Origin of the sequence: Morganella sp. EGD-HP17, from assembly GCF_000512315.2 — a bacterium.
GTDB classification, from domain to species: Bacteria; Pseudomonadota; Gammaproteobacteria; order Enterobacterales; family Enterobacteriaceae; genus Morganella; species Morganella morganii.
Genome location: NZ_AZRH01000016.1, coordinates 12,683 through 30,157 on the forward strand (window position 1 = coordinate 12,683; position 17,475 = coordinate 30,157).

Annotated in this window: 13 protein-coding genes, 5 tRNA genes and 1 pseudogene; 2 read left to right on the forward strand and 17 right to left on the reverse strand. The window is 51.8% G+C overall.

Annotated elements, in window-relative coordinates; translation table 11 throughout:
- Positions 1 to 47 precede the first annotated feature (47 nt).
- The 4 genes from trmD to ffh form a co-directional block, all read right to left on the reverse strand.
- Positions 48 to 800, reverse strand: coding sequence for a tRNA (guanosine(37)-N1)-methyltransferase TrmD (trmD, locus tag X965_RS15510; protein WP_004237880.1), 753 nt, complete (start codon positions 798 to 800; stop codon positions 48 to 50).
- 39 nt (positions 801 to 839) lie between these two features.
- Positions 840 to 1,388 carry a ribosome maturation factor RimM gene (rimM, locus tag X965_RS15515; RefSeq protein ID WP_004237879.1) on the reverse strand — a complete coding sequence of 183 codons (549 nt, stop codon included), beginning with the start codon at positions 1,386 to 1,388 and terminating at the stop codon, positions 840 to 842.
- A gap of 18 nt (positions 1,389 to 1,406) precedes the next feature.
- Positions 1,407 to 1,655 carry a 30S ribosomal protein S16 gene (rpsP, locus tag X965_RS15520; protein ID WP_004237878.1) on the reverse strand — a complete coding sequence of 83 codons (249 nt, stop codon included), beginning with the start codon at positions 1,653 to 1,655 and terminating at the stop codon, positions 1,407 to 1,409.
- Positions 1,656 to 1,793: 138 nt separating this feature from the next.
- Positions 1,794 to 3,155 (reverse strand): signal recognition particle protein, encoded by a 1,362-nt coding sequence (gene ffh / locus X965_RS15525; protein ID WP_004237877.1) that lies wholly within the window; start codon positions 3,153 to 3,155, stop codon positions 1,794 to 1,796.
- Positions 3,156 to 3,338: 183 nt separating this feature from the next.
- On the opposite strand from ffh, the gene X965_RS15530 reads away from it, so the two are divergent.
- Entirely contained in the window at positions 3,339 to 4,130 is a 792-nt protein-coding gene (locus tag X965_RS15530) for an inner membrane protein YpjD (protein WP_004238740.1), read from the forward strand.
- 55 nt (positions 4,131 to 4,185) lie between these two features.
- Positions 4,186 to 5,478 carry a CNNM domain-containing protein gene (locus X965_RS15535; protein WP_004238742.1) on the forward strand — a complete coding sequence of 431 codons (1,293 nt, stop codon included), beginning with the start codon at positions 4,186 to 4,188 and terminating at the stop codon, positions 5,476 to 5,478.
- A gap of 71 nt (positions 5,479 to 5,549) precedes the next feature.
- Here X965_RS15535 and luxS read toward each other — a convergent pair whose 3' ends face one another.
- From luxS to aas, 13 genes and pseudogenes are all read right to left on the reverse strand, one after another.
- On the reverse strand, positions 5,550 to 6,065 hold the full coding sequence (gene luxS, locus X965_RS15540) for an S-ribosylhomocysteine lyase (protein ID WP_004238743.1): 516 nt from the start codon (positions 6,063 to 6,065) through the stop codon (positions 5,550 to 5,552).
- A 164-nt stretch (positions 6,066 to 6,229) separates the two neighbouring features.
- A complete protein-coding gene (gene gshA, locus X965_RS15545; RefSeq protein ID WP_004237872.1) occupies positions 6,230 to 7,789 on the reverse strand; it encodes a glutamate--cysteine ligase in 1,560 nt (519 codons plus the stop codon).
- Positions 7,790 to 8,067: 278 nt separating this feature from the next.
- Positions 8,068 to 8,144 (reverse strand) — tRNA-Arg (locus X965_RS15550).
- A gap of 24 nt (positions 8,145 to 8,168) precedes the next feature.
- Positions 8,169 to 8,245 (reverse strand) — tRNA-Arg (locus tag X965_RS15555).
- A 52-nt stretch (positions 8,246 to 8,297) separates the two neighbouring features.
- Positions 8,298 to 8,374, reverse strand: a tRNA-Arg gene (locus X965_RS15560).
- A 92-nt stretch (positions 8,375 to 8,466) separates the two neighbouring features.
- Positions 8,467 to 8,543: transfer RNA gene (locus X965_RS15565), tRNA-Arg, on the reverse strand.
- An 8-nt stretch (positions 8,544 to 8,551) separates the two neighbouring features.
- A tRNA-Ser gene (locus tag X965_RS15570) sits at positions 8,552 to 8,644 on the reverse strand.
- A 353-nt stretch (positions 8,645 to 8,997) separates the two neighbouring features.
- Positions 8,998 to 9,189 carry a carbon storage regulator CsrA gene (gene csrA / locus X965_RS15575; RefSeq protein WP_004237871.1) on the reverse strand — a complete coding sequence of 64 codons (192 nt, stop codon included), beginning with the start codon at positions 9,187 to 9,189 and terminating at the stop codon, positions 8,998 to 9,000.
- 229 nt (positions 9,190 to 9,418) lie between these two features.
- Entirely contained in the window at positions 9,419 to 12,046 is a 2,628-nt protein-coding gene (alaS, locus tag X965_RS15580; RefSeq protein WP_015422531.1) for an alanine--tRNA ligase, read from the reverse strand.
- A 371-nt stretch (positions 12,047 to 12,417) separates the two neighbouring features.
- A complete protein-coding gene (gene recA / locus X965_RS15585) occupies positions 12,418 to 13,488 on the reverse strand; it encodes a recombinase RecA (protein ID WP_004237869.1) in 1,071 nt (356 codons plus the stop codon).
- An 86-nt stretch (positions 13,489 to 13,574) separates the two neighbouring features.
- Positions 13,575 to 14,096, reverse strand: a complete 522-nt coding sequence (gene pncC, locus X965_RS15590) for a nicotinamide-nucleotide amidase (protein ID WP_004237868.1) — start codon at positions 14,094 to 14,096, stop codon at positions 13,575 to 13,577.
- A 3-nt stretch (positions 14,097 to 14,099) separates the two neighbouring features.
- Positions 14,100 to 15,309: pseudogene (lplT, locus tag X965_RS15595) on the reverse strand (lysophospholipid transporter LplT).
- Positions 15,306 to 17,459: a bifunctional acyl-ACP--phospholipid O-acyltransferase/long-chain-fatty-acid--ACP ligase gene (aas, locus tag X965_RS15600; RefSeq protein ID WP_036414078.1), complete on the reverse strand. Its 2,154-nt coding sequence runs from the start codon at positions 17,457 to 17,459 to the stop codon at positions 15,306 to 15,308. The pseudogene lplT and the gene aas overlap by 4 nt, the downstream one beginning before the upstream one ends.
- Positions 17,460 to 17,475: the final 16 nt, after the last annotated feature.

Genomic DNA, 17,475 nt, shown 5'->3' on the forward strand with positions numbered 1-17,475 from the left:
CCCTAGGTAAACTGATATTTCAAAAGATATCCCGCAGGATACCTGGATTAACTTGTTGCTCCGGACTGATATTCCCGCTGGAATTCAGCCAGCAACATCCTTTGCTCGTCAGTCAGAGCTAGGCTTTCCAGAAGTTCAGGTCTTCTGAGCCAGGTGCGACCGAGTGACTGTTTCATACGCCAGCGATCAATTTCTGCATGGTTTCCCGACAGTAAAACCGGCGGAACACACATGCCATCCAACACTTCAGGGCGGGTATAGTGTGGGTGGTCAAGTAAACCGTCAGCAAAGGAATCTTCTTTTGCTGATGCCTGATGTCCGAGGACACCCGGAACAAAACGCGATACCGCATCAATCAGCACCATCGCCGGTAATTCACCACCGCTGAGCACGTAATCCCCGACTGACCATTCTTCATCAATCTCAGTCTGGATAACGCGTTCATCTACTCCCTCATACCGGCCGCACACCAGAATTAACTTCTCGTTGGCGGCCAGCTCACAAACTCCCTGTTGATCGAGTTTGCGGCCCTGCGGCGAAAGATAAATCACTTTCGCATTGTCACCTGCGGCAGCTTTTGCTGCATGGATAGCTTTGCGCAGAGGCTCCACCATCATCAGCATGCCGGGACCGCCCCCGTAGGGCCGATCGTCCACAGTGTGGTGCCGGTCATACGTGAAATCACGCGGGTTCCAGCAATCTACACTGATCAGGCCGTTTTTTACTGCCCGTCCGGTTACACCATGCCCGGTTATTGAGAGGAACATTTCAGGAAACAGGCTGATAACCCCAATCCACATTTTCGTGTCCCACTTAATGACAAAACCATCACCGGAGGTTTAAAAACCGGGATCCCACTCAACTTCAATCAGTTTTTCAGTGAGATCAACTTTCCTGATAACCTGCCCGTCAAGAAACGGTACTAACCGCTCTTTCATGCCGAAGGCATCTTTCAGATTTGCTTTAATCACCAGAACATCATTCGACCCGGTTTCCATTAAATCGGTTACGGTGCCGAGATCATATCCGCCGGTGGTCACTACACGGCAGCCCATCAGGTCTTTCCAGTAGTAATCATCGCCGTCTAATTCCGGTAACTGCGAACTGTCTACCACGATTTCCGCGTTAGTCAGTACGTTTGCCGCATCTCTGTCGTCAACCCCTTTGAGTTTGACGATCATATCCTGATTGTGGGATTTCCAGTCTTCCGGTTCGATGTGTTGCCACACCCCGTTACGCTGGATAAACCACGGCTGATAATCAAAAATACTTTCAGTATTTTCGGTGGAAGAAAACACTCTGAGCCACCCTTTAATACCGTAAGATGACCCCAGTTTGCCGAGTACAATCGGATCAGAAGGGGCTTGCGGATTAGTGTGCTTGCTCATTGTTACCACCGTGACAGATTAAGCTGCTTTTTTTGCGTCTTTGATCAGTACAGCAACACGATCAGAGACAGTTGCACCCAGACCAACCCAGTGTTCAACACGGTCCAGATCTAAGCGCAGAGTTTCAGCCTTACCGGCAGCGATAGGGTTGAAGAAACCAATACGTTCGATGAAACGACCGTCACGTGCATTACGACTGTCGGTTACGACGATTTGGTAGAACGGACGCTTTTTTGCGCCGCCACGAGCTAAACGAATTGTTACCATAACATCCTCATTGAATTGACAAACAACCAGACCCCATCGAGGAATGGCGTCCGGTTGTCATAGAAAAAGCCCGAAAAGTTTACTCACTTTGGCGAAAAAATCAATCCAAAGTGATTATTCTTTGTGACTTTCTTTGTTTTACCGCCCCATCATACCCGGCGGCATCATACCTTTCATGCCCCGCATCATCTTCGCGAGGCCCCCTTTCTTCATCTTTTTCATCATGCGCTGCATATCATCGAACTGCTTGAGCAGCCGGTTGACATCCTGCACCTGAGTCCCGGAACCCGCTGCGATACGGCGTTTGCGGGAACCTTTAATAATTTCCGGTTTGACGCGCTCTTTTTTGGTCATGGAATTGATCATCGCTTCCATTTTGGTCAGCACGCTGTCATCCATCTGCGATTTCACCGCGTCCGGCACCTGAGACATGCCCGGCAGTTTGGTCAGCATCCCGGCCATACCGCCCATATTGCGCATCTGCTTAAGCTGTTCCAGGAAGTCGTTGAGGTCAAACCCGTCACCTTTTTTCAGCTTGGAGGCCAGTTTTTCCGCCTGATCACGGTCAACTTTGCTCTCAATCTCTTCAATCAGTGACAGCACATCGCCCATGCCCAGAATACGGGAGGCAACGCGGTCCGGATGGAACGGCTCCAGTGCTTCAGTTTTTTCCCCTACCCCCAGGAATTTAATCGGTTTACCGGTGATATGACGGATAGAAAGCGCCGCACCGCCGCGCGCATCACCATCAACTTTAGTCAGCACCACACCGGTCAGCGGCAGGGCTTCGTTAAAGGCTTTGGCGGTGTTTGCCGCATCCTGACCGGTCATGGCATCCACGACGAACAGGGTTTCCACCGGGTTAATGGCCGCATGCAGGTCTTTGATTTCGCCCATCATGCCTTCATCGACATGCAGACGGCCTGCGGTATCCACCAGCAGGACATCAAAAAATTGCAGCTGCGCATGTTTCAGCGCTTTTTTAGCGATATCAATCGGTTTTTCTGACACATCAGACGGGAAAAATTCAATTCCCACTGTCTCTGCCAGTGTCTGTAACTGTTTAATCGCCGCCGGACGGTAAACGTCAGCAGAGACCACCAGTACCTTTTTCTTGTGTTTTTCTTTCAGCAGTTTACCGAGCTTCGCCACACTGGTGGTTTTACCCGCACCCTGCAGACCGGCCATCAGCACCACAGCCGGCGGCTGGGCGGAGAGATCTAGGGCGTTGTTTTCCTCGCCCATCGCCGCAACCAGTTCGCCCTGAACGATTTTGACGAACTCCTGCCCCGGCGTCAGGCTTTTATTCACCTCATGGCCGACAGCACGCTCTTTGACGCGGTTGATGAAATCCCGTACCACCGGCAGGGCAACATCGGCTTCCAGAAGCGCCATGCGCACTTCGCGCAGCGTTTCTTTAATATTGTCTTCCGTCAGTCGTCCGCGACCACTGATATTGCGCAAGGTGCGCGAAAGTCTGTCAGTTAAATTATCAAACATGTCATCGACTCTGCCAAAACTGAGCTAAAAATAGAAAAGATACCCGGGATTATAACACGCACCGCAGCAAATCAGCGAACCGATTTACGTAAAGTATCGTGTAATCATTGGAGTGATCTGCGGGCTGCGGTATACTGGCGTATGAATTTTGTTTCATCTTACTGACTGAATAATCACAAAACCATGCCTGAAATCTCTGTTGTTGCAATTAGCGCATATCTGTTAAGCCTGGTACTTCTGATGCCGGGCGTGCTCCGCTATCAGCGCGGCTACCGGAAACTGGCGCTTATCTTCGCCGTTATCGCTCTGGTGTGTCACGGCGTGGCGATTAAATCACAGATTTTTCAGGGCGTTGGTCAGAACCTGACACTGCTGAACCTCGGTTCGGTGGTCAGCCTGCTGGTCTCCGTCATTATGACGATTGTCGCGTTTCAGGGCCGGGCGTGGTTCCTTATCCCGATTGTTTACAGCTTCTCGATGGTCAACCTGATTCTTGCCACCCTGATGCCGGGCGAGTTTATCACCCACCTGCAGGCCAGTGTGCCGCTGTTTGTGCATATCGGACTGGCGCTGCTCAGCTTCGCGACACTGATTATTGCGGCACTGTATGCTATGCAGCTCGGCTGGATGGATCATCAGCTGAAAAACAAACGTCTTAAGTTTACGCCGGATATGCCGCCGTTAATGGTTATCGAGCGTAAAATGTTTCATATCACGCAGGTCGGCGTGATTCTGCTGACACTAACACTCGCCACCGGCATTGTGTTTATGGATAACATCTTTGATAAAGATAATATTCATAAATCATTGCTGTCGATGGTTGCCTGGTGTGTCTACATCGTGCTGCTGTGGGGGCACTATCATGAAGGCTGGCGCGGCAAACGGGTTATCTGGTTTAACTTCGCCGGTGCCTTTATTCTCACACTGGCATTTTTCGGGCACCGTCTGTTTCAGGAACTGATGCTGTATGCATAACAGCCGGTCTCTGTAACGCCCTTTTCCGCTCATCACAAAAGAAAGGAACACCGCTGTGGAGCACGTCTCAACAAGTACGCTGATTATTATTCTTATTTTATTAGTGATAATTTCAGCGTACTTTTCCGCATCCGAAACCGGGATGATGACAATCAACCGCTACCGGCTGCGCCATCAGGCCAAGCAGGGAAACCGGGCGGCCCGCCGTGTCGAGCGGTTGCTGGAGAAACCGGATCGTCTGCTGAGCCTCATTCTTATCGGTAATAACCTGGTGAATATTGTCGCCTCCGCACTGGGGACGATTGTCGGTATGCGCCTGTACGGTAACGCCGGTGTGGCTATCGCCACCGGGGTGCTGACCTTTGTCATCCTCGTGTTTGCCGAAGTGATGCCGAAAACCATTGCCGCACTCTATCCGCAGCAGGTCGCCTTTCCGAGCAGTTTTCTGCTGCGTCCGCTGGCAAAAATCTGTCTGCCGCTGGTCTGGGCATTTAACGCAATAACCCTGATTCTGATGCGCTGCATCGGTATCCGCGGCACCGTGATCCGCAGTGATGCAGTATCAAAAGAAGAACTGAAAACCATCGTTAATGAGTCCAAAGGTAAACTGTCCCGCCGCAACCAGGACATGCTGATCTCCATCCTCGATCTGGATAAAGTCAGTGTGGATGAGATTATGGTGCCGCGCACTGAGATCATCGGGATTGATATCAATGATGAATGGAAATCCATTCTGCGCCAGCTTACGCACTCACCGCACGGCCGGATAGTGCTCTACCGCGACTCGCTGGATGATGCCATCGGTATGCTGCGTGTCCGTGAAGCTTACCGGCTGATGATTGAGAAGCAGGAATTCACCAAGCAAATGCTTATCAAGGCCGCTGATAAAGTTTACTTTGTGCCGGACAGCACACCACTGAACTTACAGTTGGTCAATTTCCAGCGCAATAATGAAAAAGTCGGATTAGTTGTCGATGAGTACGGCGATATTCAGGGGCTTATCTCCGTGGAAGACATCCTGGAAGAAATTGTCGGTGATTTTACCACCTCAATGTCACCATCGCTGGCCGAGGAAGTCACCCGTCAGCCTGACGGCACGCTGCTGATTGAAGGTTCTGCCAATATCCGTGAAATCAATAAAGCCCTGAATCTTTCCCTGCCGGAAGAAGGTGCCCGTACCATTAATGGCCTTCTGCTGGAAGAACTCGGTGATATCCCGACACTCAATACCCTTGTCACTGTCGGTAACTACCAGTTTGAAGTGGTTGCCATCGGCGAGAATGTGATTAAAACGGTAAAACTGTCACCGCTGAAACCGGCCGGTGCCGATATCGCTGCTGATATCTGAAAAAGATAAAAGACATAAAAAAACCTGCGGCAGCAATGCGCGCAGGTTTTTTTGTATCCGGGGCTGAAAAATTACGGATGCAGTTTTTCCAGCTCATCATCAGATAACAGCAGTTCATCATTTTTGTTGACGCGAACATCGCGCTCAATGATGTTTTTTGCAATCTGATGTGCTTCTTCCAGTGAATGCATTTTATACGTCCCGCACTGATACAGGTTCAGTTCAGGGATCTTCGCCTGATCTTTGACAGTCAGGATATCCGCCATAGCGTCTTTCCAGGCCTGTGCAACACGGGTTTCTGACGGTGCACCAATCAGGCTCATATAGAACCCGGTACGGCAGCCCATCGGCGAGATATCAATGATTTCAACACCATTGCCGTTTAAATGGTTACGCATAAAACCGGCAAACAGGTGTTCCAGTGTATGCGTTCCTCTTTCCGGCAGAATCTCTTCATTAGGAACACAAAAACGCAGATCGAAAACAGTGATGGTATCGCCACCCGGGGTGGTCATGGTTTTCGCTACGCGTACCGCAGGTGCCGCCATGCGTGTGTGGTCAACTAAAAAACTATCCAGCAAAGGCATAATTCCCGCTCCTCTTTTTTTTGTAAAAAATGCCGAACGAATGAAACTTTTTCTGAATACGCTGGTCTGATGTATTGAAAGACGCGCAAATTGTTATCATCCCTATTCTCTGAGAGATTTATTTTGGCCACATTGATTGTGGCCATTTTCTTATCTGTCAGAAATCAGCGACCGCCATGCAGCGCCAGATACTCATCAAAACTTATCGTATCACTCTCTTCCATCGCTTTTTGTTTATCGACAGAAGCCTGCCATTGTTCAGCAAAGTCTGCTTCACTGATCACTTCATACGGCTCGTGAGTCAGTTCTTCATGATACCGATCTGCCAGGGCCAGCCCGTAACTTCCGATACCCGCTTCTTTTATCAGTGCCAACATCCGCCCCGAGAACGTCAGTTCCGGGTCATCAAACTGTACTTTCAGTGCTTCGCACACTTCGCGATACTGTGTGCCTGAGCAGGTATCTAACACATCGGCAACACGCAGGAGATCATTAAACAGTGCGTGACCCACTTTTTGCAAGGGTTGTTTTTCACGGCCGCAGCCGATACCGATTTCCTGTCCCGGTTTGCGCCCTTCCAGAATCACACGATTCCAGTTATGGCGGGCACACGCCAGCTCATCCGCGCTCATTTCCGGCGCATCCGCCAGCACACACCAGATAAGGAACAGGTCGAGGAAACGAATTTGTGTTTCATCGACACCGGTAGCAGAGAACGGGTTGATATCCAGGGCACGGACTTCGATATACTCCACCCCGCCGCGCTGTAAGGCGTCAGACGGTGACTCATCACCTTTCTGCACACGCTTCGGCCGGATAGGGGCATAGAACTCGTTTTCGATCTGCAGGACGTTGGCGTTAATCTGAAGGTGTTTTCCGTCTTTGGTTAATCCCAGTGCGGCAAACTCTTCAGACGGGATCTGAATGGCATTCTTCAGCCCGGCGACATACGTGTCCAGATGGTTGAAGGTGATGTTCAGATCACTTTGTGACTTGTTGGTATAACCGAGGTCACTTAAACGCAGTGACGTGGCATACGGCAGATATAACGCCCCTTTCGGCAGCGTTTCAAACGGCAGATTGGTTTTGCGGCCACGCAGGAACGAGCTGCAAATCGCCGGTGATGCACCGAACAGATACGGGATCACCCAGCCGAAACGGTAATAGTTGCGGATCAGGCGGAAGTAGCCGTCGGAGATTTTATCCTTGCCGCTCTGTGCATCACTGATACCACTCCACGCCTGCCAGAATTCCATCGGCAGAGAGAAGTTATAGTGGACACCGGAAATGGTCTGCATCAGCGCGCCATAGCGGTTTTTAAGCCCTTCACGGTACAGCGTCTTGAAACGGCCGGCATTGGATGTGCCGAACTGCGCCAGTTCGATATGCTCTTCAGAATCAATGAAGCATGGCATGCTCAGCGGCCACATCCGTTCATTGTTCAGATGACGCGCAGTATAGCGGTGCACATCACGCAGAAATTTCACGGTGTAATCAATGCGCGAATCCACCGGGGTAATAAATTCCAGCAGTGACTCGGCAAAGTCCGTGGTGATCCACTTATGGGTTAATGATTTTCCCAGCCCTTCCGGGTGACCGGTACGTGCCAGGGCACCATCCGGCGTGATACGCAGTGTTTCGCGCTCAATGCCGCGGTTGATGCCTTTTAAAATCCGGGGGTGCGTCTCTAACCATGAGAGCGCTTTGGATACATCCGGGATCAAATCGACCTCCCGTCCTGATAATGGATATTATTCATAAGAGGGATACTTTATCGCAAAGCCGAGTTATTGTCGCTGTGATTCAACCCTGCCCCACACAAACGGAACAGCAGAAACCACTGCCGCGACAATACATTATCCCTCTTACACGTCATTGTTATTAAGATCAGTTTCAGAAGCATCTGTACTTCAGATAACGAGTATGACGTAAAAACGGATTCGATTCAGTGACGGGAAAAACGGAAAAAGAAAAACCCCGCTCAAAGAGCGGGGTTTTTATATGGTGCACCCGAGAGGATTCGAACCTCTGACCGCCCGGTTCGTAGCCGGGTACTCTATCCAGCTGAGCTACGGGTGCTGAATATGGGATAAGAGAGGAAGATGGTGCACCCGAGAGGATTCGAACCTCTGACCGCCCGGTTCGTAGCCGGGTACTCTATCCAGCTGAGCTACGGGTGCATCGCATACTAATTCTGTTACCGGAAATCAGTTTTGAAATAAGGTGATAAGATGGTGCACCCGAGAGGATTCGAACCTCTGACCGCCCGGTTCGTAGCCGGGTACTCTATCCAGCTGAGCTACGGGTGCGTACCTTAAAACATCTTTTCAGAACTGATTTTTTATCTTAGCATTTTCTTTTGCCAAAATAAAAACCCCATGACAGTATCGTGGGGTTCAAATGGTGCACCCGAGAGGATTCGAACCTCTGACCGCCCGGTTCGTAGCCGGGTACTCTATCCAGCTGAGCTACGGGTGCAATCTGAATGGCGGTGAGAGAGGGATTCGAACCCTCGATGCAGCTTTTGACCGCATACTCCCTTAGCAGGGGAGCGCCTTCAGCCTCTCGGCCATCTCACCATTGTTCCAGACCACACAACGATGATTTCCGTTTCCGTCATCTCGTCGTCGTGTGGCGCACATATTACTTTCCCCCACTGAGAAGTCAAACAATTTTTCCCAACTTTTTAAGATCTCACGATCGTTTGCACAATTACCGCGCACTATGTTGATTTTCACAACGATACGTGTGTTTTTACGGCAACAGGATCCACGTCAGCATAACGCGGCGGTGAGGAAAAAATCCGGCAGTGAGCAGAGAAAGTAACAGAATGACGGGCGATTTTTGCAGGAAAAAAAGTGAGGAGCCGGGATAATAGCGGCAGGAAGAAAAGAAGAAGGCGCCCGTCGCGGTAACGAGCGCGCCTCACAACTTAATAGTTATTGTTATTGGGTTGAGATTTTTCAGCCTGGATCCGCTGGTAAATTTCTTCACGGTGAACAGAAACCTCTTTGGGGGCGTTGACACCAATTCGTACCTGGTTTCCTTTAACACCCAGTACAGTCACTGTTACCTCATCGCCTATCATGAGTGTTTCACCAACTCGACGAGTCAGAATAAGCATTCTTTGCTCCTTGAAATATTAAAAGAGTCGGGCCTCTGAGTTTACCCGCCATTATCCATCCAACACCGTGAAAGCGTATAGCAATGATTATTTGTAAACTATATGTAGTTTTAGACACATTGCAATATTTAGTGTAGTTAAAAATTGCGACCTAACGTTAGTGATACAAAGACCTTATCACCAATATCAGGAGCACGCCGGAGCGCGCTCCTGTTCATATTTACTCAGACTACAGGTGAGATGCCACCCAGCTTTCAACGCTTGCCATAGCAGCAGGTAAAGCAGCGGTATCTGTCCCGCCGGCTTGGGCCATATCCGGGCGACCGCCCCCTTTACCGCCGATTTGTTCAGCAATAAAGGCAACCAGTTCGCCGGCTTTGACTTTGCCGGTCAGATCTTTCGTTACACCTGCAATGAGGCTAACTTTATCATCACTGATAGTTGAAAGCACAATAATTCCAGAGCTTAATTGATTTTTTAGATCATCAACCATCGTGCGTAACATTTTAGGTTCAGCGTTAGTCAGTTGTTTCACCAGGAGTTTAACACCGTTCACTGAAACGGCATCTTTGGTCATGGAGGAACTTTCCTGCGCAGCCTGCTGTTCTTTGAGTTGCTGTAACTCTTTTTCCAGGGTGCGGATTTTATCCAGCGCAGCTTTGACTTTTTCGCTCACACCGGCTTCATCACTTTTCACCAGCTGAGCCACCGCAGAGAGTGCATCAGACTGCTGATTCACGCTTTCCAGTGCGCCGCTACCGGTGACCGCTTCAATACGGCGGATACCGGCCGCTGTGGCGGATTCACTGATAATACGGAACAGACCGATATCACCGGTGCGTGCAGCGTGAGTACCGCCGCACAGCTCGGTTGAGAAGTCGCCCATGCTCAGTACACGGACACGTTCATCGTATTTTTCACCGAACAGAGCCATCGCACCTTTGGCTTTCGCCTCTTCCAGATCCATCAGCTCGGTCACGACCGGCTCATTTTTGCGGATTTCGGCGTTGACCAGAGCTTCCACTTCACGGATTTGTGCCGGTGTCATGGCTTCAAAGTGAGAGAAGTCAAAACGCAGGTATTTATCGTTTACCAGTGAGCCTTTCTGTGACACATGCTCACCCAGAACCTGACGCAGCGCGGCATGCATCAGGTGTGTTGCCGAGTGGTTCAGGCGGATAGCATTACGGCGCTCTTCGTCGATTTTCGCGGTGATTTTGTGGTTCACCGTCAGTTTGCCGCTGTCCACACGACCGGCATGGCCGATAGCCTGACCGTATTTCTGTGTGTCCAGAACGCTGAACTGCGCATCGTTGCTCGACAGCACACCGGTATCACCGACCTGGCCACCGGATTCCGCATAAAACGCGGTTTTATCCAGGATCACCAGACCTTCATCACCGGCATTCAGCTCAGTAACCGGCTGACCTTCTTTGTACAGTGCAACAATGGTTGCCGCCTGTTCATTGTGGTCATAACCGGAGAAGTCACTGCGCTTGTCCACTTTGATGAGACTGTTGTAGTCCGCACCAAAACCGCTGTTTTCACGGGCACGGCGGCGCTGTTCTTCCATTGCCGCTTCAAAACCGGCTTCATCCACTTTCAGGTTGCGCTCACGGCAGACGTCAGCGGTCAGATCCAGCGGGAAACCATAGGTGTCGTAAAGACGGAATGCCGCTTCACCGCTCAGGGTATCCCCGGTCAGTGAGGCTAATTCGTCATCCAGCAGTTGCAGGCCGCGTTCCAGCGTACGGGCAAACTGCTCTTCTTCTGACTTCAGTACTTTCTCCACCATCACACGCTGGCGGGCCAGTTCTTCACCGGCAGAGCCCATCACGTCGATCAGCGGCGCAACCAGTTTGTAGAAGAAGGTGTCTTTCGCGCCCAGCATGTAGCCATGACGGACAGCGCGGCGGATGATACGGCGCAGCACATAACCGCGGCCTTCGTTGGACGGAATAACGCCGTCGCAAATCAGGAAGGCACAGGAGCGGATATGGTCGGCGATCACGCGCAGTGATTTGCTGGTCAGATCGTCAGCACCGGTCACTTTCGCCACATCGGCAATCAGTTTGCGGAACAGGTCGATATCATAGTTAGAGTTTACATGCTGCAGAACAGCGGTAATACGCTCCAGACCCATACCGGTATCAACGGATGGTTTCGGCAGCGGCTCTAATGTGCCGTCAGACTGACGGTTGAATTGCATAAAGACGATGTTCCAGATCTCGATGTAACGGTCGCCGTCTTCTTCCGGTGATCCCGGAGGGCCGCCCCAGATGTGGTCGCCGTGATCAAAGAAAATCTCAGTACACGGACCGCAAGGGCCGGTATCGCCCATCTGCCAGAAGTTGTCAGAGGCGTATTGGGCACCTTTGTTATCACCGATGCGGATAATGCGCTCAGCCGGAACACCGACTTCATCTTTCCAAATGTTGTACGCTTCGTCATCCGTTGCATAAACAGTAACCCACAGCTTTTCTTTCGGCAGGTTAAACCATTCTTTGCCGGTCAGCAGTTCCCAGGCGAAATTGATGGCATCGTGCTTGAAGTAATCGCCGAAGCTGAAGTTACCCAGCATTTCGAAGAAAGTGTGGTGACGTGCAGTGTAGCCGACGTTTTCCAGGTCGTTGTGCTTACCGCCGGCACGGACACAGCGCTGTGCTGTGGTGGCACGGGTGTAAGGACGCTTATCCAGACCGAGGAAAACATCTTTGAATTGGTTCATCCCTGCGTTAGTAAAAAGCAGCGTTGGGTCGTTGTTCGGAACCAGCGAACTGCTCTGGACAATCTGATGTCCTTTTGTATGGAAAAAGTCGAGAAACGCTTGACGGATCTCAGCGGTGCTTTTGCTCATATTTATCCCGAAATCAAGCTGAAATAATAAGATTTATGAATTGCGAAACAGACTGTGAAGCCGCTCCGATTCAACCTTCGGATCAATCAAGGCGGAGAGAAATTTAAGGGTTTCCCTTGAACATTAATTCCCAGATAAATCCATTCGCTGTACCCATTGTAAAGCGAATAAACTTTTTCTGAAAGTCTGTTCGTACAAACGGCGTTCATCCGGCCGGGAGAGGGGTTTTTGTATAAAGAACACGGTATGAAGGACAGAGACAGGTGGTTGTCCGCAGATAAAAAGAAAGCCGTACCCGTCACGGATACAGCTTTCAGAATAACTCAATGATTTTATTACTTTAAATCTTAAAATCAGTGTGGTTTTACGAATTAAAACTCTTCGTTGCCCGCATCTTCAGTTTCACTTTCTTCGTTGAAACTTTCTGCTGCGGTACTGAATTCACCACTGTGATTCAGTAATAACTCACGTAATTTTTTATCCAGTTCATCCGCCATTTCCGGATGTTCTTTCAGGTAAATTGTGGCGTTTGCCTTACCCTGACCGATTTTTTCACCGTTGTAGCTGTACCATGCACCGGCTTTCTCAACCAGTTTATGTTTCACACCCAGGTCGATCAGTTCGCCCATGGTGTTGATACCTTCGCCGTACATGATCTGGAATTCAGCCTGTTTGAACGGTGCAGCCACTTTGTTTTTCACCACTTTCACGCGGGTTTCGCTGCCGACCACTTCATCACCGTTTTTCACCGCGCCGATACGGCGGATATCCAGACGGACAGAGGCATAGAACTTCAGTGCGTTACCACCGGTGGTGGTTTCCGGGTTACCGAACATCACACCAATCTTCATACGGATCTGGTTGATGAAAATCAGCAGTGTGTTGGAGTTTTTCAGGTTACCGGCCAGCTTACGCATCGCCTGGCTCATCATACGGGCAGCCAGACCCATGTGTGAATCACCAATTTCACCTTCGATTTCAGCTTTTGGTGTCAGTGCTGCCACGGAGTCAACAATGATGACATCAACAGCACCGGAGCGGGTTAAAGCATCACAGATTTCCAGTGCCTGCTCGCCGGTGTCCGGCTGGGAGCACAGCAGGTTATCAATATCCACGCCCAGTTTCTTGGCATAGACCGGATCCAGTGCGTGTTCCGCATCGATAAACGCACACACACGGCCCTGACGCTGTGCAGCGGCAATAACCTGTAATGTCAGCGTGGTTTTACCGGAAGATTCAGGCCCGTAGATTTCAACAATACGTCCCAGCGGCAGACCACCTGCACCCAGTGCAACGTCCAGTGCCAGAGAGCCGGTTGAGATAGTTTCCACATCCATGGAACGGTCTTCACCCAGACGCATGATCGAACCTTTACCGAACTGCTTCTCGATCTGACCTAAGGCTGCTGCCAGTGCTTTCTGTTTGTTCTCATCAATAGCCATGTAAACTCCCTTCTCAACCCCTGAGACACCGCCAGGGTTATTAAAATGGTTTCAACTGAATCTGTTGAACTGATTATACTGTATAGTCATACAGTATCAAGTGATTTTTTCGTCAGAATTGCAATTAATCCGTCGAGCCCTTTCAGCACCGCCTGACAGCGCACCGCATTACGATCGCCCGGAAAACACCAGCTGCGGGCCGCGGTTTTTATTCCTGTTTTTTCCCGCCACGCCCAGCCGAACCAGACTGTGCCGACCGGCTTTTCATCACTGCCGCCATCCGGCCCGGCAATGCCGCTGACAGAGACGGCCAGATCCGCATCCGCAGTGTCCAGCGCCCCGGCGGCCATTTCGCGGACCACCGCCTCACTGACCGCACCAAAGGCGGACAGTGACTGTTCTGATACGCCGATCATACTGTGTTTGGCATCATTACTGTAGGTGACAAATCCGCGCTGAAAATACGCCGAACTCCCAGCGATATCTGTGATCACCTTGGCAATCCACCCGCCGGTGCAGGATTCTGCCGTTGTGACACTCAGACCGGCCTCAAGGAGATAAGATCCCAGTTCCGTACTGCGCCGGGTCAGAGCCTGTTCATCATGCATCGGTCACTCCTGTTGTGAAATCTGTTTTTTGCGGCGGATATCCCAGAGCCATAATCCGCCGATGGCGAGGGCAAACAGGCTGCCGAACGCCGCACCGATTACCACCACCGGCACACCTGCTTTAACGGCCAGGGAGTAGAGCCCCAGCATCAGCAGCATCGCACCGTTTTCCCCCATATTCTGTACCGCAATAGCGTTCCCCGCCCCGACAGTCTCTTTACCGCGCTTTTGCAGCAGGGCATTGAGCGGCACCACAAACAGGCCGCCGAATACACCGAGCATAATCAGCGTGATATTGGTCGGTACCACCGAGGTCTGGAAGGTGAAAATAATGACCATCACCCCGATCAGGATCCCGGCCGGCATGCAGCGGCGCACGGTTTCCAGGGTGATAAAGCGGGCAGCCAGCCCCGCCCCCGCCACAATCCCGATAGCAACCATGGCGTTAAGCAGTGTCGGCATGGTCTGGCCGGTAATACCCAGCGCCACCGGAACCCACAATACCAGCATCAGCCGCAGTGTCACGCCCGCGCCCCAGAACAGACTGGTACCGGTCAGGGAAAAACGGCTTTCCTGGTTTTTCCACAGTGATACTACAGCGCGGAAGAAAGTGACCACCATCGTGCGTGCGCGGATTGCGGCTCAGGCCGGTTTTCGCCGGCGGCAGCCGCGGAATATAGATATTGGTCACTGCCGCCAGTGCGTACATCACCGTGCATAAAATCAGTGCCATTGTAATATGGTAATCAGACAGAAAGCCGCCGGTTACCGAGCCCAGCAGAATAGCCACAATCGTCGACGCTTCAATCAGCCCGTTGGCTTTCACCAGTTGCTCACCGGTGGTCAGCTCACCAAGGATCCCGTATTTTGCCGGGGAATAGGCCGCCGCCCCGACCCCGATCAGCCCGTATCCCAGGAACGGATCCGCGCCGAAGCAGATCACCACCGCGCCGAACAGCTTACAGGCGTTCGACAGCAGCATCACCCGCCCTTTCGGGAAGCTGTCGGCAATCTGTCCGACAAACGGTGCCAGCACAATAAAAGTCAGCACAAAGACCATCTGCAGCATCGGCTGGCTCCATTCGGGATAGTGCCGGGCGCTGAGCTGTGCAAGGATGGCGAACAGAATCGCGTTATCCGCAAATGCCGTAATAAACTGGGAAACCAGTACCGCTTTCATGCCTTTGTTCAGTAACGGGGCGGATGCTGTCATACCTGCGGCTCCTGTAATGCCTGTTGTTTCAGTGTGACAAAATCCGGTTTACCGCTGCCGAGCACCGGCAGCTGTCTGATATAACGGATATCACGCGGAACAGCCAGTTCCGGCAGCCCTTTCGCTTTCGCTTCTGTCAGCAGTTGTGTGCGATCCAGTTCACTGTCAGTGGTAAACATCACCAGTGCTTCGCCGCGTTTTGCATCCGGCTTCGTCACCACGGCATGCAGTTTATCCGGCGAAACACTCAGTGCCAGCTGCTCAACACTCTCCAGCGAGATCATCTCACCGGCCAGTTTGGCAAAGCGTTTGACCCGTCCGCGGATAGTGATAAACCCGGCTGCATCCTGTGTGACGATATCGCCGGTGTCATACCAGCCGATCTGAACCTCGCCCTGTATATTCTCCGCTGACGGCGGTTCAATCTGCCCCGGTTTTTCCACCCGCAGATACCCTTTCATCACATTCGGGCCGCGCACCTGCAGCAACCCGCCGTTTTCAATCCCGGCAACCGGCAGCAGCCGCGCTTCCATCCCCGGCATCAGCCGTCCGACAGTACCGGTACGGGCGGCCATCGGCACGTTAATGGAAATCACCGGCGCACACTCAGTCACCCCGTAACCTTCCAGAATGCGCAGGCCGAATTTATCCTGCCAGACCTGTTTGGTGCCTTCCGCCAGCTTCTCCGCCCCGGCCACAGCATAGCGGACACGGGCAAAATCATACGGATGAGCAAAACGGGCATAGTTGGCAAGGAAGGTGGATGTCCCGAAAATGACGGTACAGTTCTGATCGTACGTCAGCTCCGGCACCATGCGGTAATGCAGCGGGCTCGGATAGAGGAAAATCCGGCTGCCGCACAGCAGCGGCGTGATAAGCCCGGCAGTCAGACCAAAGGCGTGAAACAGCGGCAGTGCGGACATAAAACGGTCTTTCGGCGTGAAATCCGCCACCGTTTTAATCTGCTCAACGTTCGCCAGCAGAGAGTCGTGGCTGTGCACCACACCTTTCGGTGTGCCTTCTGAGCCGGAGGTAAAAAGAATAATCGCATCATCTTCCGGCTTTTGCGGCAGCAGTGCCGCCTGCGGCGTGACCAGGTGACGCATCACCCACAGTTTGTCTTTCAGGGTAACGGATGCTTTTGCCTCTTCCAGATAGACCCAGTTGGCTTCTGTCAGCTGCTCCGGCAAATGTGTCATCTTGCCCTTTTCCAGAAACTGGCGCGAGGTGATGATGGTCGTGATCCCCGCTGCTTTCATAGCATTCCGCAGCCCGGCGACACCCGCTGTGTAGTTAAGCAGTGCCGGAATACGGCGGCGCATGGAAGCGCCGAGGATCGCCGCTCCCATCACGGTGGCATTCGGCAGCAGGAAACCGGTGCGCTCCCCCTCTTTGGTGTAGTGGCTGATAATACAGCTTAGTCCGAGGGATTTTTTCAGCAGCCCCTGATAACTGTCCTCACTGAAATTGATGTCATCAATGATCCGCTGGAAACGGCCGTAACGTTTTACCGCGCCGAGAAACGCCTGCGGCAGTGTCAGTGACGGGCGGCACGTCATGCGTGCATCCATCATAATGTCGCGCAGATGTTCCCCCGCCAGACGGCGGCGCTCTGCGGCACGCGGTGCCTCCGGCATCGGAATGGTCTCCGGCGGCAGAACATGAATGGTGATGGCCGGGAAAAAGTGACTTTTGATCACTTTCCGCATCCGGCTGAAATACGTCAGTTCCGCGCCGTCAATCCGCACCGGGATCACTTTCGCGCCGGTTTTGGCAGCAATAAAAGCAGCGCCGTCGTAGATCTTCATCAGAGAATCAGTGATCGTCACCCGCCCTTCCGGGAAGATCACTATCTGACGCCCTTTTTCCACTTCGCGGATCAGATGCCGCAATGCCAGCGGATTACGCGGATCCACCGGAATAATATCGGCAATGGGTTTTAAACAGCGGATGAAAAATGGCGTGGCATAATTGGTGTACATCGCGAACACCGGCCGGGTCGGCAGGAATAATCCCAGCAGAACACCATCGATAAAAGAGGCGTGGTTCGGGGTGATTACACTTCGCGGTTGATTAAGATTACTCAGGTCACCTGTAACACGAATGCGGAATAATCCGCGGAGCAGTGCACGTAACACATTCATCAACATACTGAATTCCCTGTGT